Source organism: Sporomusa aerivorans (assembly GCF_041428895.1).
GTDB classification, from domain to species: Bacteria; Bacillota; Negativicutes; order Sporomusales; family Sporomusaceae; genus Sporomusa; species Sporomusa aerivorans.
This window is the reverse complement of sequence record NZ_CP156926.1, coordinates 1,690,522-1,711,955: the sequence shown is the minus strand read 5'-3', so window position 1 is coordinate 1,711,955 and position 21,434 is coordinate 1,690,522. Positions and strand designations below refer to the sequence as shown.

Genomic DNA, 21,434 nt, shown 5'->3' with positions numbered 1-21,434 from the left:
TGCCGGTAGGGTATAGCTCCCGCTTGTAAAAGGGAGCGTCTTAGAGCAGGTTAGTCGGATAAAGATTGTCAGCGAGTGTATTCGTAAGAACCTGTTTAGTTTTCCGCGAAAAGAACGGTGCTAAGATACCGTTCCCCGGTGTCCGGCAGAATCACCACGATCAGCTTGCCCTGACTTTCCGGGCGTTTGGCAATCTCAATAGCAGCAAACGCCGCAGCACCCGAAGAAATGCCTGCCAGGACGCCTTCTTCCTTGGCCAAGCGCCTGGCAGTCGTAAGCGCTTCCTCATTCTGGACTTTATAGATTTCATCAACCACATCCAAGTTCAGCACATTAGGAACAAAACCGGCGCCAATCCCCTGAATCTTATGGGGACCCGGCTGCCCGCCCGACAGTACCGGTGAATTAAACGGTTCTACAGCCACGACTTTTACGCGGGGGTTGCGTGTTTTAAGCACTTCACCCACACCGGTAATCGTCCCGCCTGTGCCGACACCGCCGACAATAATATCAACCTTGCCGTCAGTATCCTGCCATATTTCTTCGGCGGTAATGGCCCGGTGAATAGCCGGATTGGCCGGGTTGTTAAACTGTTGCGGAATAAAAGAATTTGGCGTAACAGCCGCCAGCTCTTCAGCTTTCAATACCGCCCCCTTCATACCGGCCGCACCGGGAGTCAAAACCAATTCCGCCCCATAGGCCTTTAAGAGGCTGCGCCGCTCCACACTCATAGTCTCCGGCATAGTCAGGATCAGGCGATACCCTTTGGCGGCGGCGATAAAAGCCAAGGCAATGCCGGTATTACCGCTGGTGGGTTCAATAATTACAGTATTTTCATTAATAAGTCCTTTTTCTTCGGCGTCTTTAATCATACTGAAGCCAATGCGATCTTTAATACTGCCGCCAGGATTGAAAGACTCCAGTTTGGCTACCACTTCGGCTTTAACGCCTGCTGTCAGCTTGTTTAGCCGTATTAGTGGCGTACCGCCTATCAGAGCAGTGATACTACCAGCAATTTTAGACATGACATCCATCTCCCTCTCCATGAGTTTTTTCGGAAAAGCATTTAAAAATGCTATAACAAAAAGGCAAAGATTTATTCTTTTTTAGAACATCTTTGCCTTCAGCATGTTTTACTGATCAGTCAAATTCTCCTATTAGGTTCGCGCCCTGTCAGCCGCCGAAAGACGATCCGGCAATAATGATAAGCTAGGACTTGGTTTGTGACAAGTCCCTCAGGACGCCGGCAAAAACCTTAGTCGTTCTTACGTCCACACAATCTAGTTATAAATTCTGGTAGAGCAAAATAAAAAGGCCAAGGTCCATCCTTACGGATAATACCTTAGCCTTCAGTCCTTCTGATCAGCCAACAGCTATATAATATCTTTTATTATACTTCCTGTTGAGCATTTGTCAATAGGCTTTTGGTTCTAAGCTGCATTTTATTGTTTACAAAATGCAGCTTAGAATCCGGCTGCCAGGGCTGTACGGCAGAATCGTCAGCTGGTAGATATTAGAATTTGTCTTTATATATAATAAAAAGGCTGTATTCCAAATGACTTGGAAAACAGCCTCTAGCTTTTAGCCAGCCAGGTGTTCACTGGTAATTAATTGTTGCGCCTCCAAACTCCCACCCTGAATTCCGCCAGAAAGTTTCCTGCCGGACTCAGGGTTGTTTTATTTATACCCGCTGGCCGGTCTAAGGGGTAACTCAGCAACTTTACCGGCTGCATATTGCAGGCCGCTTTCTACCGTATCACAATATTCCTCGATATGGATCCCGCTCGCGCGGAAAACCTCTTTGGCATGATAGCCAATCCTCATTGTCAGTATCGCGTCACAATCTTGTAGTGTTTCCACGATTTTATCCCGCCGCTGTTCTGTCTCTCCATCACATTCGGCCATCCCGGTGCAATACTGCTCCACCTGCCGGGTCTCAAACAGTTGAAATTCCCGTCCAGCTCCCTGATAAATGTGAAACTGGCTGGCGTGACCAAAATGCTGGTCAACCAGATTGCCGTGTTTGGTTGTCACGGCAATCCGGTAAATCCTTGGCGTCAGGGATTTTGTCGCGGCGCAAGCCGGCACGCTGTTACACATGCGGAACTCCTGCGACCGGTCTTCCTTGAGGAGGCCGACAGCATCGGCCCGGCACTGCTGGCAGTGCCGCATCTGGCGAATATCAAGCTCGCAGATATTGCGTAAGGCATTAAGCTCTTTCATGCTGGTCTGGGGCCGCTGCTCAAAAGCGCTGCCCGGTGCGGGAATAAGCGGCATAATGTTGGTTACAAAAACCCCCAGTTCTTTTACCTTCTTGACGACCGCCGGAATCCCGTCAGCATTGAGGCCTTTGATCATAACAATATTGATTTTTACCAGGACACCGTGTTTTACCAGGTATTCAATCCCCTCCAGCTGGTTAGCGAGTAAAAGATTGGCTGCAGCAACACCTACATACGTCTGCCCCCGGTAAGACACAAACTTATAGATTTTGGCCCCGATCTTTGCATCCAGCGTATTCACAGTTACCGTAACATGGCGAAGGCCCAGCGCCACAATGTCCGGCGCATAATCCGGCAGCAACAACCCATTAGTCGACAGGCAGAAGATAATATCTGAATCAACTGCCTGAATGGCTTCAATAGTCGCTTTAGTAAGCGGCCAGTCCGCCAGGGCGTCGCCCGGGCCCGCAATCCCCACTACGCTCAGGTTTTCAATTTTTTCTTTAACCCAGATAAACTTATCTTTAGCAAGTTCAGGTGTCAATACTTCGCTGGTGACGCCCGGACGGCTCTCGTTCACACAATCGAATTTCCGGTTGCAGTAATTGCATTGAATATTGCAGCGGGGAGCAACCGGCAAGTGTATCCGCGCATATTTATGCTGCGCATCGGCTGCGTAGCAGGGATGCCTGCTGGTTTTTTCCTGCATAGCGGCACATAGTGAACCAGCGCATACATCGCTCATATTGTTCACCTCTCTTTTCATAAAGTAGACTAATCTTCAGATGGGCTTTTTACCCCATCTGAAGATTAGTCGCCCTCATCCAGGGGCTTAGCCGCTCTAACTCCCACCTGTAGAAGATGAGAGTCTTAGAGCGGGTTAGTCTCAGGATCCAGCCGGCATTAAATGCCGGCGGCAACGCTGCGAACTTCGCCTGTTTCAATGGCTAACAGCTGATCGGCCCATTTGGCGGCCCACTCGCGCAGTTCGGCAGTTTCCAGCGGCGACGGCACTTTGGATTTTGTTGTTTCTACTACTTTCTTGGCCAGCTGGCTGTAGATTTTGGCCTGCGCGGAATCAGGCGAAGCCTCTATGGTTGTTTTACCCTGCAATTCGGCTTGCGTTACGGTTACCGAGCGCGGAATATATTCGACCACCTGAGTCTGGGTCCGGGCGACAAAATCGTCGACAATTTCCCGGGAATAAGGGGCATTGATGGAATTGGCAATCAGTCCGCCTAAGAGTGCGCCCCCGGCATTGGAGTATTTTTTGATGCCTTTAAACAGGTTGTTGGCCGCATAGATAGCCATAAAATCGGCGGAGGATACCGTGAAAACGTGCTCGGCAATGCCTTCGCGGATGGGTACGGCAAAACCGCCGCAGACAACATCGCCTAATACATCATAAATGACTACATCTAAATCCAGTTCTTCATACACTTTCAATTGTTTTAAGAGTTGCACGGCGGTGATAATTCCCCGCCCGGCGCAACCAACACCCGGAGCCGGACCGCCTGCTTCAACGCAATATACGCCGTTAAACCCTTTATAAATTACATCTTCGGCCTGTACTTTGTTTTTCTCGCGCAAAGTATCAAGCACAGTGGGAATGTAGGTGCCGCCACGCAGTGTGTTGGTAGAATCAGCTTTGGGATCGCAGCCAAACTGCATCACTTTATACCCTAATTTTGACAATGCCGCACTGATGTTGGAAGTTGTGGTTGACTTGCCAATTCCGCCTTTACCGTAGATTGCGATCTGTTTAATCTTCTTGCTCATGTGTTACCCCTCTCTAAGATTGCCGGAGAAACAAAAAGGTCAGAACAACACTTCTACGAAGAAGTGCCATTCTGACCTTTGGTTTGCTCCACCAATCAGTCTCATTATAGTTTTTGGAAATTAGCTTGTTATTTATTATACTTAACACATTCTGAAAATACAAGATGCTTTAACAATGTTTTTTTGAAATCGTTTCTTGACAATGAGAACCGTGAATGGTAGCCTTAATATATATATTATTATATCGGCTGATCAGAGTGCCTGAAGGCTAAAGTATTGTCTAAAGCAGACAACTTTAGCCTTTTCTCATATCCGCTCTCCATAATAGTGCACCTCATGTCAGTCGCTAAAATTTGTGAAAACAGGGTGATACCATGAGTTATGACAAATTTGACGCCGTAATTACGCGCAAACTGAGCGGCAGTACCAAATGGGACGATGCCGATACACTTTTTGGCGCAGAAGATGTTCTGCCCCTCTGGGTTGCCGATATGGATTTTTCTTCACCGCCGGCGGTAAACGAGGCCCTGGCCGAACGGGTCCGCCATGGAGTTTTTGGTTATCCTTCCCCCCGCGCCTATGCCTGGTACGCCGTATCGGACTGGCTCCAGAGCCGGCATAACTGGCAAACCAAACCCGAATGGATGGTAAGTACCCCGGGCGTAGTAGCCGCCATCACGCTGGCAGTACAAACTTTTAGCGAACCAAATGATAAAATTATTATCCAGCCGCCGGTTTATCCGCCGTTCTTTTCCAGCGTCGCAAATTCAAACCGCATTGTGCTGGAAAATCCGTTACTCTATGAAGACGGCGAATACCGTATGGATTTCACCGATCTGGCCGCCAAGGCAGCCGAGGCCAAGCTGCTGATTTTATGTAATCCGCATAATCCGGTCGGCCGGGTTTGGACCCGGGCCGAATTAGCCAAACTAGCAGAAATTTGCCGGGAGAACAATGTATTAATACTGTCAGATGAAATCCATGGCGACCTGGTTTATGCCGGGCATAAATACATCCCGCTGGGTTCCCTGGACAGCGGGATCGCAGACCGGATCATAACCCTTACCGCTCCCAGCAAAACCTTCAACACAGCCGGTTTGTATACCTCAATCGCGATTATTCCCGATAAGAAACTGCGCAGTCAGTTTGCCAAAACCGTCCAACAGCTCAGTATCAACAAATGCAATGTGTTTGGCATCACCGCATTGGAAGCTGCTTACCGCCACGGCGGACCCTGGCTTGACGAGCTGCTAACTTACCTGAAAGGCAATGCCGAGTACCTGACAGAATATATCACGGCCAATATCCCCGCGATCAAGGTGGCCAAACCGCAGGGAACCTATTTAGCCTGGCTTGATTGCCGCGCTTTGAACCTTTCCCAGCCGGAGCTTGTTAAATTTTTTGGCCAAAAAGCCCGTGTAGGGTTAAATGACGGCGCCACCTTCGGCAAACAGGGCATCGGCTTTATGCGCCTGAATTTTGGCTGCCCCCGCTCCATATTAGCGGAGGCGCTGGAACGGATTTCTCAGGCTGTAAAACAGTTGGGCCAGGCCTGACAAGATGCAAAAAAGACGGCGGCAACCTCTACTATGAGGATTGCTGCCGTTTTTTTTGCATCTGCCTATCTCTGCCGGGATTTCTTAATCGCTTTCTCGATTCTCGCTAAAGCTTCCAGTAATACACTCTGCTGGGTAGCAAAATTAAGACGCGCAAAGCCTTCACCCTGACTGCCGAAAGATTTGCCCGGGTTCAAGCCTACCTTTGCCTCTTCCACCAAAAATTTCTCTAACGCCGAACTTTCTTTAAAGAAGTTACGAAAATCCAGCCAGGCCAAAAACGTTCCCTCCGGCTTGACTACCTTAACCTCCGGAAGTTTTGTTTCTATAAACTCAACAAGTACATCGGCATTTTTCTCCAAGTATACCAGCAAGGCATCAAGCCACTCCTCGCCGGCCTGGTAAGCCGCGCTGGTAGCCAACACGCCAAAAAGATTATTCCGGCGAAGATGCAGGCGGTTGACTTCCGCATCGATCAGGCCGCGTCTGCGCTTGCAGGGCACAATAATATAGGACGTATTCAGTCCGGCAATATTAAACGTTTTACTGGCCGCCATGAAAGTTACACTCTGCTTGCATACCGGCGTGCCCAGTGAGGCAAATACAGTATGCTTGCGCCCGCTATAAACCAAATCGCTGTGAATTTCATCCGACAATACATCAACCTCATATTTTTGACAAAGCTCATGAACTTTTGCCAGTTCGTCACGCCGCCACACCCGGCCTACCGGGTTATGCGGATTACATATAAGCAGCAGTTTGTTGTTTTTATTGGCGAGTTTTTCTTCCAAATCGGCAAAATCAATTTCATAATGGCCATTGCGGGTAATGAGCGGATTTTCCACAATAACCCGGTTGTTATCTCTGATTGAGGCGAAAAACGGCGGGTAGACCGGCGGTTGAATGATAATGCCGTCACCCGGCTGTGAAAGGGCTAAAATCGATAGGATAATGGCGGGAACAACACCAGGCGCCTGGATAATCCAGTCCTGTTCAATATCCCAGCTATGACGCCGCTTTACCCATTCAACAACTGCCTGATTCAAGTTATCTTCCCGGGCATTATAGGCATAAATAGGATGCCTGGCCCGTTCAGTTACCTTGTCCGCTACCGCCGGCGGAACGGCAAAATCCATATCGGCTATCCATAGCGGCAAAACCTCCTGACTGCCAAATACACTGCCAATATCGTCCCACTTACGGCTGCCGGTCCCCCGGCGGGTTATACTCCGGTTAAAATCAAATACAATACTGTTATCTGCCATAGAAATTTGTCCTCATTTACTTAGTTTTACAGCTGTCAGTTGCTAAATGACATATTCATTAAAGGAAATATAGCGTGACAAAAACTGTTTGGTGCGTTCTTCCTGCGGATTATTTAATATGGTTTGCGGGGGACCTTGCTCCACAATGACGCCTTTATCCATGAAAATGATCGTATCGGCCACTTCCCGCGCAAAATTAATTTCATGGGTAACTACCAATAAGGTGCAATTCACTTCCTGCGCTACTTTTTTCATTACCTCCAGAACTTCCCCCACTAATTCCGGGTCCAGGGCCGAAGTCGGCTCATCAAATAAGATAACATCCGGATTAAGGGCCAAAGCACGGGCAATGCCGATGCGCTGCTGCTGACCGCCTGACAATTGATGCGGGTAAGCATCGGCTTTATCAGCCAGACCGACCTTATTTAAAAAATACAAGGCTTTTTCTTTGGCCTCAGGCTTAGACATTTTTTTTACAACTGTCAAACCTTCCATGATGTTTTCTAATGCAGTCTTGTTTTTGAACAAATTGTACATCTGAAAAACCATGGCGGTACGCTGACGGATTTTGTGAATATCGGCTTTGGACGCTTTTTCTACATTAATATGGATGTCATCTAAAATAATTTCCCCACGGTCTGCTTTTTCCAGAAAGTTGACGGATCTTAGCAATGTTGTTTTGCCTGAGCCGCTGGGGCCTAAAATTACCGTGACAGAACCAGTAGGTATTGCGCAATTAATTCCCTTCAGAACTTCATTATCACCAAAAGCTTTGTGCAGGTTCTTAAATGTAATCATGGCTGTATTCCCCTTTTGAAAAAAGCAAGTTTGTCTTCGATTATCAGAAACATTCTTTCAAAAAATATGCTTATGCTCCAATACAGCAGCGCCACGACTACATAAACCTCCAAATAGCGGTTATTATTAGCGCTAAGCACATTGGCGGCGCCAAACAACTCCATCACGGTAATCATAAACGCAATGGAAGTGTTTTTTATCAGATTGAGAAATTGATTGGCCATTAAAGGCATGGCAAATACCGCCGCCTGCGGCAGAATAATGCGCGTAAATCCCTGCCACCAGGTCATGCCAATGGACAGGGCGGCTTCCGTTTGCCCTTTATCCACCGACTGCACGGCGGCGCGAAATACTTCTGTCAAATACGCCCCGGTGGTTATGGTTAAACCGATTATGGCAAAGGTCATAGCCGGGATTTGATTAACGGCTATTTGCTTACCGGTTGTTTCAGAAAAAATCATCAGCAGAATCGGCAAAGCAAAAAACACGATATATAAGACAATCATGGCCGGCAAAGCCCGGCCGATCAAGACATACACGGCGGCCAGCCGGCTTAGCACCGGGATTCTTCTGGCCCGGACCACCATAACCACAAGCCCCAGCAAACTGGCCAGAATCATACTGGTGACAGCCAACCCCAGAGTAACTGGTACATACTTTACCAATGCAAAAAAGATTTCAACTAAAATATAAGTATCCAAAATGCTATTCATGCAGCCAGCTCCTTACCCCAGGTCGTATGCCGCTCCAGCAAGGCGGTTGCCGCCTGAATGGCAAAACACAAGAGAACGTAGATAATGGCAATATCCAGATACAATTCTAGATGCCGGTAGCTGTAAGACCCCATCAGGTCAGCTTTTCTCAGCATATCGACAACACCTACATTGAAAATTAATGAGGTCCCTTTCAAAGTGGAAATGATATTGTTGCCCAATGCGGGAATAGCCATAGAGAAAGCCTGGGGCAGGACAATTCTTGTGTAGGCCTGAAAGCTGTTCATACCAATGGAATGGGCGGCTTCCAATTGCCCTTTGTCCAGCGCCAAAATGCTGCTGCGCATGATTTCCGCAATATACGCGCCGGCATGTAGCGACATAACCAAAAATACAAACAATAGCCCGGGAAGCGAGCGGATATCCTGATAGCCCAAACTCTGCAACAACTGCGGCATCCCAAAACAGACTAAATACAGCTGTACTAAAAAAGGAGTGCCTCTAATAAAGGAAATATAGCCAATACAAATTGGATTTAATACTTTTGTCTTATTGATTCGCACCAAAGCCACCACACAACCAAGCAAAAAGCCGAATACCTCGGCAACAATGGTCACGACAATGGTGACATCAACATATGACAAGAGAACAGGAAATGATTTTATCATATATTCCAAACTGAAATAGCTTCCCAAGATATCCCCCACTTCCCGGTTATCTTATTTCTTACCTTTGCGGCACTGTGTAATCTTTGCCTAAAAACTGCTCAGATAATTTCTTCAGCGTGCCGTCGGCCCGCATTTCTTTTATGGTAGCATCAATCCGGTCGGCTAGCTGCTGCGATTTTTCATCCTTGCGCAGGGCATAGCAGGTGGCATCACTGGCAATGACAGGGCCAGCAGCCTTGATATTAAGCCCCAGTGTCTTTCTGGCTTCCTCGATGGCCACTTCATAGGTCGGCGAAGCGTCCACCCGGCCGGTAACCACCAGGTTCAGAGTTTCGGTCGTGCCTTTGTCGGTGTAGACCAATTCGATCTTAGGGTCTGCTGTCTCATTGTACTTTTGCAATTGACGGGTCACTTCACTGCTGCTGGTAACAGCAACTTTTTTGCCGCGCAAATCATCAATGCCTTGGATGTCCTGTCTGTCGGCCTTAACCGCTAATTTCCGGCTTGTATAATTGTTGACTTCCCTGGTAAAAATGCTTTTTTCGGCACGTTGCGGATTGGCGACAATCTGGTTGGCGACAAGATCAACCTGGCCCGATTCCAAACCTAAGAAGCCGGCATCGACACTCATTGTCTTAAATTCAAATTTTATGTTAGGGTTTCGTTTCTCGATTTCGCGTAAAATTTCGATATCGTAGCCTGTCAAATGATCCTTGTCATCCATATAAGTAAACGGTTTAAAAGTTCCCCGGGTTGCAACCTGATAAACTTTTACATCGTTGGCATCATTTTTAGCCGCTTGCTTAGTGTTCTCGCTTAAACCACAGCCGGTACTAACCGCCAATCCCATAACGATCAGAGATGTCAAAAATAAACTCCAGTATTTTTTCCTGTTAATAAATGATTTCATAGCTTCCTCTCCTTAAAATAATATTTACGCAAAACAAAAAAGGCCAATTTCTCATAAATTTTCGAGAAATTAGGCCTTCAGTTTTCTGATCAGCTTAGATTTTTCATAATCCTATATTCTATTGCTATATAATAGCTATATTATAAATAGACACCGCAAAATCGTCAAGCATATTTTAAATGTCGTTTATTTTCCCAAGCACATCCTATTATTGAATCAGACGGTTTTTAAATGCAAATGCAATCAATTGCATACGATTGTGCAAGTGAAGTTTATCCATTATGTTCCGTAAATGATTTTTTACGGTACTTTCACTGATGTACAGTTTTTCGGCAATTTCTTTATTGCCCAGGCCCTGGCTGACCAGTTGCAGAACTTCTTGCTCCCTTTCTGACAAATTACTACCGGAAATATCAGCTTTTACCAATGAAAATTCCTGCAATATTTTAGTGGCAAGAGCCCGGGAGATAGGCGCTTCACCCCGAACAATGCTAATAATATAATCAATCCAGTATTCCGGTTCCATATTTTTTAGCAGGTAACCCTGCGCGCCCTTTTTAATGGCTTCGAAAAAATCCTGCACATCATCAGACACACTGAGAATGACAATTTTTACATAAGGTATTTCTTCTTTTATCAGCCTGGTAGCCTCCAGCCCGTCAAGACCGGGCATCTTAATATCCATTAGAATAAGGTCCGGCATAAGCAGTCTGGTTTTTTCCCAAGCTTCTTGTCCGTTTGTCGCTTCACCGACAATGGCAAACGACGGGTGAGTGGCCAGAATACTGGCAATTCCTTTACGGGACAACAGATGGTCATCTACAACTAATACTTTAATTGTCATAAGCTGATCTCCCCTGTAAATTCAGGCTGATAGTAGCTGTCGTCCCGAGACCGGGAAAGCTTGCCAGTTCCAATCGCCCGCCAATGGCCCGGATGTCATTTTCCAGAAGCTTTAGCCCAAAGGACAAACCTTGCTTGTTTATAATCTCTGCCGAAAATCCTTTACCGTTATCGCGAACTTCCATCGAGAACTGCTCCTCCGTCTCGCGGAGATTAACATGCACCTGCTTTGCACTGGCATGTTTACGAATATTTTGCATAAGTTCCTGAAAAACACGAAACAGTTGGTTTTTTACTACCGGACTTAGCTTGTCGCCTATCCCGCCCGACACCTTCAGTTCCACCTGCATACCGCTGTCTGTCTCGTAACTGGCAATATATTGCCGTATAACCGCCAGCAGATTGATGTTTTCCGTCGGAACCTGCTGCAAAACAAAAATATGCTGGCGAATGTCGGCATCTGTCATGCGTATGGCATCTTTGACTTCCCCGATTGCCGCCCAGGGTTCCCGCTGCTGCCGTAAAGCCGTTTCAATTTCTGTCATTTTAATATTCATAAAAAACAAGGCCTGGGCAACACTGTCATGAAGTCCCCGGGCTATCCGGTATCGTTCCTGTAGGACAGCAGTCCCTTCCTTCTCTTTTTGCAGCTTTGCATACAAGTTTTCAAGCAAAGCGAACATACCGTGAAAACATATAAAAACCAATACGCCGGTTAAAACGGCCACCAGCACATTGCCGAATTCCATGGAAATAACATGCAAAAACTGATGTCTGATAAACTCGAATGCCCCAATAAAGCTAGCCGCCAACAAAGCCACAAACCATTTCATTTGCTTTATACTCACTCGCTCAACTCCCCAGAATCTTTTGCTGCCTGTCAACCTATGCCGCCGCACCGGACCATTTTTTAATTTGACGGTAATGGCAATTGCCGGTTTTGCCAACCACGCCGTAGTTAACTATCTAAAAGCATTACTTGGGTACACAGAATAGTATTTTTAGACAGTTGACTGTAGCATGCCGTTCACCACCTACCAGGCGTGGATGCTCAGCAATACTTATCTTTACAACTGATTTTAAGCATGATATAATTTATTATAATTTAATACTGTAGCTGATTAGATAAACTAAAGGCCCAAAATGCGACACAAAGTCGTCTTTGGGTCTTATCTTATTTTTAGGCCGAAAAGGAGAGAAATGTACTATGAAACAACATGAATGGATACTCAGCCAGGGCCGTAAGTTATCAGCCATGATTCATGCCAATAATTTTACACTGACCCAAACTCCTGTTGTTATATGCTGCCACGGGTTTACCAGCGAAAAGATCGGGTCTAACCAACTCATGCTCCATATAGCGAATGCCATTGCAGCAGCCGGTCTTATCGCTGTCCGGTTTGATTTTACAGGCTCAGGAGAAAGCGATGGCGAGTTCGCTGCCGACACAACCGTCAAAAATTGGCAGGAAGACTTAGATAGTGTGATTGGCTGGGTAAAGAATCTGCCGGAATTTGAGGGCTTGCCCATCTACCTGCTTGGTCATAGTCTGGGCGGTCTTATCGTGCTAAACAATGAGGATCAGTCGATTGCCGGCCGGATTGCATTAGCCCCGGTTACGCAGCCGATCGAAAACTTCCGGAATATTATCCTGGGACCCGGCTTGTGGCAGCGATCTTTGGCCGGCCAGACAGTCGCCAACTTTTTAGGCAAAGGATTTAGTCTAAGCCCTAATTTTGTTAATGATCTGCTGGAAAACCGCTATGACCCCCTGGCCAAAAGCCGGCAGCGCCGTTCCCCGCTCTTAACTGTTCATGGCAGCGAGGATATTGTTGTCCCGCCGGCAGGCTCAGAGATTTTATATGACCGGTACAAAGGCAGCAAAGAGCTTGTTCGCCTCCAGGCCGATCACGTATTTACAGGCAAGCATGACGAGCTTACCACTCATATAACCGAATGGCTGCTAAAACAGAAAGAACAGTTAATCGCCTTAAGTCATGCTCACTAACACCGCTAAAGCCAAAGGAGAGCTTACCGGATCTTGTATTCAGGAAGCTCTCCTTTCCTGTGTCAGCCAATAATAGCCAGGGATTCTGCCCTTTGCAGCCAGCTGGACGTTACTGGCCCGCTACAGCATGCAACGTACCGTCTGCCAGGCGGAAAGTCTGATCGGCCCGGGCTGCCAACCCCAAATCGTGAGTGACAATAACTACACTGGTTCCCGTCTGCCGGGCGCCCAGCAGGCATCCGGCGACTTCTTCAGCCAAAGCCGGGTCCAAATCATTGGTTGGTTCATCAGCCAATAAAATAGACGGCTTAAGCAGCAGCGCCCTGGCCAGTGAAATCCGCCGCAATTGGCCCAGGCTTAACTCCTGCGGCTTGTGCTCAAGCCGGTGGGACAAACCAAAACGCTCCAGCAATGCTTTGGCCTGTTGTTCTACCTTTTCGCCGCGGCGAATGAACCATGCCGGCGCGATCACATTCTCCAAGGCAGTTAAATAATTTATCAAACGCGCTCTTTGAAAGACAAAGCTCAAATACTGCCCACGCACTTTAGCCATTTTGTGCGGACTTAAACACTCAACAGACTGACCAGCTATCAGCACCCGGCCGGTCGTTGCCTTCTGCAGCAGGCCCATAATGGACAGCAGTGTCGTTTTACCGCCGCCCGACTGGCCGATAATAGCCACGACAGTTTCTGGGGCCAGCGCAAATGAAATATCGGATAAAATGATGTCATCACCAAAGCTTTTACTGATCCCCTGTAATTCCAGCAGATTGCCCATATAAGCCCCTCTTTTCTAGTCGAATTCGCCCCTGGTCATAATCACGCTGGGATCAATCCGGCTGCCCCGGTAGGCTGGCAGCCAGGCAGCCAAAGCACCCAAGCCGGTAAACAATCCGATTGTGCCAATTGCCGTAGCAGCAATAAAACCCCAGGTCGGTTGTACAAAGGGAAACGCCTGATAAGACTCGAGTAAGGCCAGGCTGCCTTGATAAAGTCCGCCGCCCAGTATCAGGCCGGCAACAGATCCTGTTAAAGATACCGCTACTGCCTCGCCAGTAATTACGGCCCCAATATCCCGCCCGCAAGCGCCAAAAGCCAAATAAAGTCCCCATTCAGCCTGCCGTTCCCAGGTCAGTGTATAAAACCGGGAAAAAAGCTGCAGCAGGGAAGTACCCACCGCCAGTATACCGACAATTCCAATGAGCAGCACAAATACCGTAAACTGCTCGGCAATTCGCTTTTTTACCTCTGCCGCTACAATCGGCTTCATCAGACCAACATTTTGGATCGCGGTTACCACTTGGTTTATATCGGCGCCTTCATCAATCTGTACTAATATTGTCGAGATCAGGCCGTCCGGCGGTCCCTGCTTATCCCATACCGGCTGCAGCGATTTGTCTTTGGCTACTACCCGTCTGGCTTCATTCATGCTGACTAAGAGGGAATAATCAAGGGTGGTCCCGGTTTCTTCCGCCACTGCGACTATTTTGTACCACTGGCCTAAAATCGATATCTTATCCTGCGTCCAGGTAGGGACTTTAGCCCCCAGAATAACTTCATCATCTTTTAGTTCTGTTTTATGTATTTTTTTCAGCCAGGGAGCGATAATCCAGTCACTGGCAGAATCATAGCCGATCATTCGGTTCTGAGCGCCGATATCGTGACAGTCCGCCGTTAAAGAATGGGTATAAAACTGCGGTGTTGCTGTACGAACACCGGGCAGCGCACGCACTTCGTCCGCATAATTTTTCGGCATGTAGGAATTGGCCGTGGCCCCGCCAAATAAGAGCAGACTGGGCTCCAGCGTCACACCGAACGGCACAATAACAATATCTGCGCCCATCCGCTGCTTGGAAAGCTCCATGCCTGAAGTCACACCGTTATACATGGTTGCAACACTAAAAAAGATAGCAACGCCGACGGCGATAGAGACAATTATCGCGCTGCTTTGCAACCGGCGGTGCAGCAGGCTTTTCCAAATTAGAAATATCATACTTTTTCTCCTCTCAGCTTCGCTGACTGTCACAATAATAAAAGGCCTGGTTTACACCCGTAAGGTGCAAAACCAAGCCTCCAGTATCTCTGGTCAACTTATTAGCAGTATTAAATTATAAAGCAGACTTAGCTTCAGGTGGGGTTTTAACTCGTCTGAAGCTAAGTCGCCGGATAAAGAAAACACGGCTTACGCCGAGCCTTTGGCGAAAGTGGAAGCCGATGTTACCCTTATCCAGGCGAAAGTTATACTTTCTATCAGGACAAAAAAAGCTTTATCCCCTATACGTATATATGGGATAAAGCCTCTAGTTCCTTTGACCAGTCAGCCGTTATATTATTTATATTACTATACATCCCATTGCGCCGATTGTCAATATGCTATGCCCAACTGCCTATTGTTTCATACAGCTTGAGGATCACCAGCATCGGAGCACGTGAACTGATATTGCTGCAGCTCATGAATTGTGGGCTTTGTGCCGCATAACGGGCAACCCTCCTGTTTGATCAGCTTTATGGTGCAAAAATGAGAAAACAGCCCATCCAGGAAAACCGCTCTGTCGTGCAGGGTCACACCCTGCCCTGATACTATTTTTACAGCTTCGGCAGCCTGTAGAAAGCCCATAATACCCGGCAGCGGGCCAAGCACGCCCGATTCGGCGCAGGACGGTGTGCTGCCGGCGGCGGGAATGGCCGGCAAGGTGCAACGGTAACAATGATTTTCGGGTGTGACAATTGTCATACAGGTACCGTCAAACCGGAGTACCCCCGCATCCAGCATAGGCTTGCGAACAAAAAAGCAGGCGTCATTCAAAAGAAAGCGGTCAGGAAAATTGTCCACAGCCGCAATTACGAGATCATACTCCTGAAGGATAGCGAAAATATTCTCTTTTGTCAGAGCCGTATTGTATTTATGTATGATAACTCCCGGCTGGATTTCTTGTAAAAACATGGCGGCAGATTCAACCTTGGGCATCCCAATTCGGGATTCCGCATGCAAAATCTGGCGGTTAAGATTACTTATTTCAACAGTGTCATAGTCTACCAGACCGATAGTGCCAACGCCTGCCTGGGCCAATGCATAGGCTGCAGGGGAGCCCAGTCCGCCTGTCCCGACAATCAGCACCTTGCTGTCTGTAAGTTTCGCTTCCTCACCGGCTGTTATTTCCCCCGTATATAATTCAATGAGTGTACGCGCTAAAGCGGCTTTTTCAATCTGGCTGAATTCCATTGTAAGCAGATTACAATATAAAAAATCCGCTGCTGCCTCCCCAATACCGAGTATCAGCTTTATGACCTCTAAAACGCTTAGCGCCCCCAAAAAACAGGTAGAAAATATCCCGCCGGATACACTCCCGTTGTGCGCAGCCGCAGGGACTGCCGGCTGCATGTCAGGCAGCTTATCTAAAAACAATTGGAATGCAGCCGCTTCTTTAAAAACCTGCATTCCGCCCTGCCAGCCGTAATGCAGCGACAGTATGGAAGGAGCAAACGCAGTAAAAGCGGAATTGCACATTTTGATAAATTGCGGTCCACCCAGATAGATCCGGAATTCACTACTCTGGTCGCCGGCCAGGGCCAGCGAAACATCTCTGTTCAAATCCTGAACCCGGGCCGCCAGCTTGTCAAAGCCGTCGTCATCGGCCAGACGGCAAGTTATTGAGCCGATACCGCTTGCAGCCAGATAATAGATAGCCGGCGCCACGTCGCTTACTCTCTCTCCGCAGATAAAAACTGATGACTCCAAAAGCTTTTTCTGACCTGGACCGCTAATTTCAGTCATGATAATATGCCGCAAGTATCTGTTAATCTGTTCACGGGCTAGAATCACCTGGTTACCTCCTCAACTCACCCTTAATCTTCATTTACCTATGATAACTTCAGCCATGATATTGTATTTTTTCCTGATAATCCACAATGGCATTATGAAGCGCGTCGGCCGCAATATTGGAACACCTGAGTTTATTGGGAGGCAGTCCCTGCAAAGCTTCCGCCACAGCTTCATTGGTTATTTGCAAAGCTTCTGTCAGTGTTTTCCCCTGAGCCAGGACCGTAACCATACTGCTGGCCGCAATGGCGGCAGCACAGCCAAAAACTTTCGCCTTGATATCAGTCAGACAATTGTCAGCGACTTTAATATAGATGGTAATCCGGTCACCGTCTACAGGATTACCCACACTGCCCACGCCGCTGGCTTCGGCGACTTCACCAATATTTCTTGGATTTGAAAAATGATCCAGCACGGTGTCGTTGTACATAGTATCCACCTCTCTTCCCGCAGTCCCTGTATAAAAATTTAAAAAACCAAAGATATTGTTCTGGCAACAATGTCTTTGGCGCACGTTCTTTAAATCAGAATTTCTTTAATTACCATATAGTTCCTATCTCATTTAAATACTATTATGAATTCGCTTTATTGTCAATATAGTAATTAATATAAAAAATCTTGTATTCCCATCCTCCGGTAACTTTTGTATAATGATAATGAACAAAGGAGCGATGCAAAATGACAAAATTAAAGGAAATGAACAATCCGGAACTACAGGAGCATTATACTTCCTTAGTCCGTAATTATGAAACCTTCCAGTCGCAAAAACTGGCACTTAACATGTCCCGGGGCGTACCCTGTCCGGAACAGCTGGATTTGTCCGCGGGAATTATTGATTGTCTCCAGGTAAATGATTATAAGTCGGCCAACGGCACTGACTGCCGTAATTACGGCGGCGTGGAGGGTATCCCGGAAGCCAGGGAACTCTTCTCTCAAGTCTTGGAAGTAAGCCCTAATGAAATCATTATTGGCGGCAATTCCAGTTTAACGCTGATGCATGATCTGATGGCCCGGGCTGTGCTGCGCGGGCTGCCTGACAGCGCCACGCCGTGGGGCAAATTGCCGCAGGTCAAGTTTCTCTGCCCCAGTCCGGGCTATGACCGTCATTTTGCCATCTGCGAATACTTAGGCATTGAGATGATACCTATCCCTTATCGGGAAAATGGCCCGGATATGGATCTGGTTGAACAACTGGCCGCCGCAGATGAGTCAGTGAAAGGCATTTTCTGTGTGCCCAAATACAGTAATCCCACCGGCATTACGTATTCAGACGCCGTGGTCGAGCGGCTGGCTGCCATGCCTGCCAAAGCTGCTGATTTCCGGATTTTCTGGGATAATGCCTATACCATCCATCATCTGACCGATAAACCGGCCCAGCTGGCCGACATTCTCACCGCCTGTAAAAAAGCCGGCAACCCTGACAGGGTATTTATATTCTGTTCAACCTCCAAAGTAACTTTCCCCGGTTCCGGTCTTGCAATGGTGGCAGCTAGCGGAACCAATACCAACTGGCTAAAAAAACAAATCAACATTCAGACTATCGGCCCTGACAAAATGAATCAATTGCGCCAGGTTCGGTTCTTTAAAGACCAGGCGGGAATTGAAGATCATATGCGTAAACATGCGGCGATTATCAAACCAAAATTTGATTTAGTGCTGGAAATACTGGAAGCCGGCCTGGGTGGCAAAGAGCTGGCCACCTGGAGCAAACCACAGGGTGGTTACTTCATAAGTCTTGACACCCTGCCCGGCTGCGCCAAAAAGGTCATCGCCAAAACGTCGTCAGCCGGCGTTGCCCTTACCCCGGCCGGCGCCACCTTCCCTTACGGGAAAGACCCGGAAGACAAAAACATCCGCCTGGCCCCTACTTTTCCGCCGCTGGCCGAATTAAAACAGGCAATGGAACTGCTGGCTCTCTGTATTGAGTTGGTAAGTACCGAACAGGAGTTGAAAAAAAGAGGCCTCCCTGGTGGTAATAACTAAACAGCCGATCAAGCAGTAGTCAGTTAGAGAACCCTGGAAATGAAATATTCCAGGGTTCTCTCTGCTTTCGTTTGCTGCTTCCTTATCATTCCGGACTTTCCACAGTTCAACCGGCAATCGAAATTAGTTTGCAATTCAAATATACGGTTATTGTTCTGCTGTTGCGTTATCTTTATAATGAAATAAAAATAGTGAGAAAGAGGTTATCTCATGAAAAGTAATATAGGCAAGAGTATCAGCAGATACCGCAAACTCAAAAATATTACCCAGGAAGAATTGGCCGTGCAGCTGGACATCACCTTCCAGGCCGTATCGAAATGGGAAACTGGCCAATCCTATCCGGACATTACACTTTTGCCCCAGCTGGCTGCTATATTAGAGGTAAGTATTGACAAACTCATGGGCTATGCGTATCAGGAACCCAAACGTACCATTTATGAAGATGAATACAAGCAGGACGATTATTATTGGGGACTCGCACCATCAAAGCTATGTTACAAAATACTGGCGCTGTTCCCGCCGGTTAAACCTTTAAAGCTGTTGGACCTAGGCTGCGGCGAAGGCAAAGACGCCGTTTTCTTCGCTAGAAACGGCTATCAGGTAACCGCCTTCGATATTGCGGATGCCGGTATTGAAAAAACCAAACGGCTAGCCGACAAGATTGGCGTACCGGTACATGTCTTTAAAGCAGATATACTGGATTTCCGCCTGGATACTACTTATGACATTTTATATTCCAACGGCGTACTTCACTATATCCGGCCTGAACTCAGGCAGGATATTTTTATAAATTACCAGCAGCATACCTCACCGGGCGGCATTCATGTGCTGTCTGTATTTGTAACCAAACCTTTCATTCCCCCCGCTCCGGAACATGAACCCAACGCCTATAAGTGGATTTCCGGTGAGCTTTTTTCCCTGTACAGCGACTGGCTGACAAGAGAATGCGACGAAATCATCTTTGACTGCCATTCTTCCGGCATTCCTCATAAACATGCTATGAATGTTCTTATCGCAGAAAAACCAGCCCCGCAGCACGCTATCCATACACGTTAAACTTTACTTATGTTTCTGGGGAAAATGCAACGCGGCATATACAACCAAAAAAAGATTTCAACTACACATTGACACTGTACTTTACCTATAGTAATATTGTTTTAATTAAAATAATACGCTGATCGGGAAGCACCGAAGGCTAGGAAATATCTTTAAGGGTATGCCTGGCTTTCGGTGTTTTTTACTTATGAACCTGCCGCTGTAAATGTCATTATAGAAACATAATCCACCTGTTTTTCTTGCCAGTCTCCCCTACCCTTATCATAAAACAAATGAAGGCCGGGAATTGTTCTTAAAAAGACGGTTCCCCTGGCCTTCATTTGTTTAGCAGACTTCCTTAAAAAAGCCCTTTCTATCGGTAATAATAAATTCATTGAAATCGGTGGGGGTTACCACTTTGAGATGAAATTCTTTATCGAGTTTTCCATTAACAAATTTAGGCTTATCGTCTTGTAAAGTTGTTTACGTAAATACAGTGCAGCCTGTGAAGACCGTTACAATAATGAAACTTACCAATCCCAGAATTATTTTTTTATCATACATATATCCCCTGTTCTATCTGCTAACTAAACCGTTGAACACTATCGAATTGATATCTTCCAGCAGTTTGAGCCCGCCACAGCTTGCATATAAACTGTTAACAACAGTGTTTAACCATTAAGAGTAAGTCTCTTACTAAAAACAAAAAAGGCTACGAAAAAAAACTCGCAGCCTCTGTTTATTCTACAGTCAGCTTAGATTCTTTCCTTTTGCTTTCTATGAAAAAACTGGCTTTAAAAAGATGTGGCTTGCTTCAAGTTCTGCAGAAAGTTCTTATATAAAGATGTCATCAATAACTTTCCCATATCACAATTTCCTGAAGCGGTTTTCGGGTTTCACTGTGCCGGTCCGGCGACTTGGGCTCCCCGGCGCCGTAACCGATCCCGATTATATTAATTGGTTCCAGCTGAGCCGGAATATTGAATTCGCGCCGGATAACGTCAGGATCAAAGTAACATACCCACAGTGCCCAGCCCCAGTTCGGTTGCCGCCAACACGATATGATCGGTAACAATGCCGGCATCAATATCCACACTGCTTTTATTATCATAAGGCCGTCCCCAGGCCGTATCATGATCGCCAAGCACAATAATTGCCAGGGGCGCACCATACACATTGGCCCCTTTTTTGAGTTTTTCCAAGCCGATTTTTCTCCCGGACGACTATCAGCCGGGTAGGCTGATAATTTTTAGCCGAAGGCGCTACCCGTCCAGCCTCCAACAGTTTCTGCAATTTTTCTTCCTCCACCGGTCTTTCTTCATATTTCCGCACCGAATAACGTTGTTTTACCAGCCTCAATACACTCATCCAGAATCCTCCATTAATTTGTTTTGCTGGAAACCTTATTTGAAAGAGCTCGCCAGATGGGCTGTCTTGCTTACGCGAAAAAGGCCAAAGAGATTGTTCCTAGCAATCTCTCCGGCCTTCACTATCCAATGATCAGCCCATATGTAAGTTCTCATGCTCTATAAGTAATAAAAGTCCAAGGCAGAGAACCTTTGTTTTGCAGGCTTTCAACATTCCTGCTATTAATTACAAATTTTAGTACAATTCCCCAGTGCTGTCAATAACAAAACCGCTTTCGTCACTTTAAGCGGTTTATATTGACAGCCTAGATACTCTGTAGTAGTATTAATTCTATATTACTTTGAAAATTTTTCCGGTTTAATGGCAATCTTTATAATGTTTTTTTATTAGCTGGTCATTAAAAAGTTGAAGGCTAATGCATATTTGGTTAAATATGCATTAGCCTTCAACTTTTTTCCAGTAACCA

General features: G+C 46.8%; 20 protein-coding genes. 4 read left to right on the top strand and 16 right to left on the bottom strand.

Annotated features, from left to right (window positions below):
- Positions 1–95: 95 nt before the first annotated feature.
- The 3 genes from cysK to nifH form a co-directional block, all read right to left on the bottom strand.
- Positions 96–1,025: a cysteine synthase A gene (cysK, locus tag SATMO3_RS07710; protein WP_371379779.1), complete on the bottom strand. Its 930-nt coding sequence runs from the start codon at positions 1,023–1,025 to the stop codon at positions 96–98.
- 652 nt (positions 1,026–1,677) lie between these two features.
- The gene (gene nifB / locus SATMO3_RS07705; protein WP_371379777.1) at positions 1,678–2,967 is read right to left on the bottom strand and encodes a nitrogenase cofactor biosynthesis protein NifB; all 1,290 of its coding nucleotides are present in this window, start codon (positions 2,965–2,967) and stop codon (positions 1,678–1,680) included.
- 158 nt (positions 2,968–3,125) lie between these two features.
- Entirely contained in the window at positions 3,126–4,001 is an 876-nt protein-coding gene (gene nifH / locus SATMO3_RS07700) for a nitrogenase iron protein (protein ID WP_371379775.1), read from the bottom strand.
- Between the two features lie 374 nt (positions 4,002–4,375).
- Between nifH and SATMO3_RS07695 the strand changes: the two genes are divergently transcribed.
- Positions 4,376–5,557, top strand: a complete 1,182-nt coding sequence (locus SATMO3_RS07695; protein WP_371379773.1) for a MalY/PatB family protein — start codon at positions 4,376–4,378, stop codon at positions 5,555–5,557.
- 65 nt (positions 5,558–5,622) lie between these two features.
- On the opposite strand, the gene SATMO3_RS07690 is transcribed toward SATMO3_RS07695, so the two are convergent.
- The 7 genes from SATMO3_RS07690 to SATMO3_RS07660 form a co-directional block, all read right to left on the bottom strand.
- Positions 5,623–6,822, bottom strand: coding sequence for a MalY/PatB family protein (locus SATMO3_RS07690; RefSeq protein ID WP_371379771.1), 1,200 nt, complete (start codon positions 6,820–6,822; stop codon positions 5,623–5,625).
- Between the two features lie 42 nt (positions 6,823–6,864).
- A complete protein-coding gene (locus SATMO3_RS07685) occupies positions 6,865–7,620 on the bottom strand; it encodes an amino acid ABC transporter ATP-binding protein (RefSeq protein WP_371379769.1) in 756 nt (251 codons plus the stop codon).
- Positions 7,617–8,333 (bottom strand): amino acid ABC transporter permease, encoded by a 717-nt coding sequence (locus SATMO3_RS07680; protein ID WP_371379767.1) that lies wholly within the window; start codon positions 8,331–8,333, stop codon positions 7,617–7,619. The genes SATMO3_RS07685 and SATMO3_RS07680 overlap by 4 nt, the downstream gene beginning before the upstream one ends.
- Positions 8,330–9,028, bottom strand: a complete 699-nt coding sequence (locus SATMO3_RS07675; protein WP_371379764.1) for an amino acid ABC transporter permease — start codon at positions 9,026–9,028, stop codon at positions 8,330–8,332. The genes SATMO3_RS07680 and SATMO3_RS07675 overlap by 4 nt, the downstream gene beginning before the upstream one ends.
- A gap of 31 nt (positions 9,029–9,059) precedes the next feature.
- Entirely contained in the window at positions 9,060–9,911 is an 852-nt protein-coding gene (locus tag SATMO3_RS07670) for a transporter substrate-binding domain-containing protein (RefSeq protein ID WP_371379762.1), read from the bottom strand.
- A gap of 208 nt (positions 9,912–10,119) precedes the next feature.
- Entirely contained in the window at positions 10,120–10,755 is a 636-nt protein-coding gene (locus SATMO3_RS07665; RefSeq protein WP_371379759.1) for a response regulator, read from the bottom strand.
- Positions 10,745–11,602 carry a sensor histidine kinase gene (locus tag SATMO3_RS07660; protein ID WP_371379757.1) on the bottom strand — a complete coding sequence of 286 codons (858 nt, stop codon included), beginning with the start codon at positions 11,600–11,602 and terminating at the stop codon, positions 10,745–10,747. The genes SATMO3_RS07665 and SATMO3_RS07660 overlap by 11 nt, the downstream gene beginning before the upstream one ends.
- A gap of 359 nt (positions 11,603–11,961) precedes the next feature.
- Between SATMO3_RS07660 and SATMO3_RS07655 the strand changes: the two genes are divergently transcribed.
- Complete coding sequence (locus tag SATMO3_RS07655; protein WP_371379754.1) at positions 11,962–12,762, top strand: alpha/beta hydrolase; 801 nt, start codon at positions 11,962–11,964, stop codon at positions 12,760–12,762.
- Positions 12,763–12,871: 109 nt separating this feature from the next.
- Here SATMO3_RS07655 and SATMO3_RS07650 read toward each other — a convergent pair whose 3' ends face one another.
- The 4 genes from SATMO3_RS07650 to SATMO3_RS07635 form a co-directional block, all read right to left on the bottom strand.
- Positions 12,872–13,540, bottom strand: coding sequence for an ABC transporter ATP-binding protein (locus tag SATMO3_RS07650; protein WP_371379751.1), 669 nt, complete (start codon positions 13,538–13,540; stop codon positions 12,872–12,874).
- A 15-nt stretch (positions 13,541–13,555) separates the two neighbouring features.
- On the bottom strand, positions 13,556–14,755 hold the full coding sequence (locus SATMO3_RS07645; RefSeq protein WP_371379748.1) for an ABC transporter permease: 1,200 nt from the start codon (positions 14,753–14,755) through the stop codon (positions 13,556–13,558).
- Positions 14,756–15,157: 402 nt separating this feature from the next.
- Positions 15,158–16,585 carry a ThiF family adenylyltransferase gene (locus SATMO3_RS07640; protein WP_371379745.1) on the bottom strand — a complete coding sequence of 476 codons (1,428 nt, stop codon included), beginning with the start codon at positions 16,583–16,585 and terminating at the stop codon, positions 15,158–15,160.
- A gap of 49 nt (positions 16,586–16,634) precedes the next feature.
- Complete coding sequence (locus SATMO3_RS07635; RefSeq protein WP_371379742.1) at positions 16,635–17,012, bottom strand: iron-sulfur cluster assembly scaffold protein; 378 nt, start codon at positions 17,010–17,012, stop codon at positions 16,635–16,637.
- A 248-nt stretch (positions 17,013–17,260) separates the two neighbouring features.
- On the opposite strand from SATMO3_RS07635, the gene SATMO3_RS07630 reads away from it, so the two are divergent.
- Together SATMO3_RS07630 and SATMO3_RS07625 are read left to right on the top strand one after the other, a co-directional pair.
- Complete coding sequence (locus tag SATMO3_RS07630; RefSeq protein ID WP_371379739.1) at positions 17,261–18,565, top strand: aminotransferase class I/II-fold pyridoxal phosphate-dependent enzyme; 1,305 nt, start codon at positions 17,261–17,263, stop codon at positions 18,563–18,565.
- 210 nt (positions 18,566–18,775) lie between these two features.
- Entirely contained in the window at positions 18,776–19,621 is an 846-nt protein-coding gene (locus SATMO3_RS07625) for a methyltransferase domain-containing protein (RefSeq protein WP_371379736.1), read from the top strand.
- Positions 19,622–20,607: 986 nt separating this feature from the next.
- Here the strand turns inward: SATMO3_RS07625 and SATMO3_RS07620 are convergent.
- Both SATMO3_RS07620 and SATMO3_RS07615 read right to left on the bottom strand, forming a co-directional pair.
- Positions 20,608–20,802: a nitroreductase family protein gene (locus SATMO3_RS07620; RefSeq protein WP_371379733.1), complete on the bottom strand. Its 195-nt coding sequence runs from the start codon at positions 20,800–20,802 to the stop codon at positions 20,608–20,610.
- Entirely contained in the window at positions 20,732–20,968 is a 237-nt protein-coding gene (locus SATMO3_RS07615) for a nitroreductase family protein (RefSeq protein WP_371379730.1), read from the bottom strand. The genes SATMO3_RS07620 and SATMO3_RS07615 overlap by 71 nt, the downstream gene beginning before the upstream one ends.
- Positions 20,969–21,434: the final 466 nt, after the last annotated feature.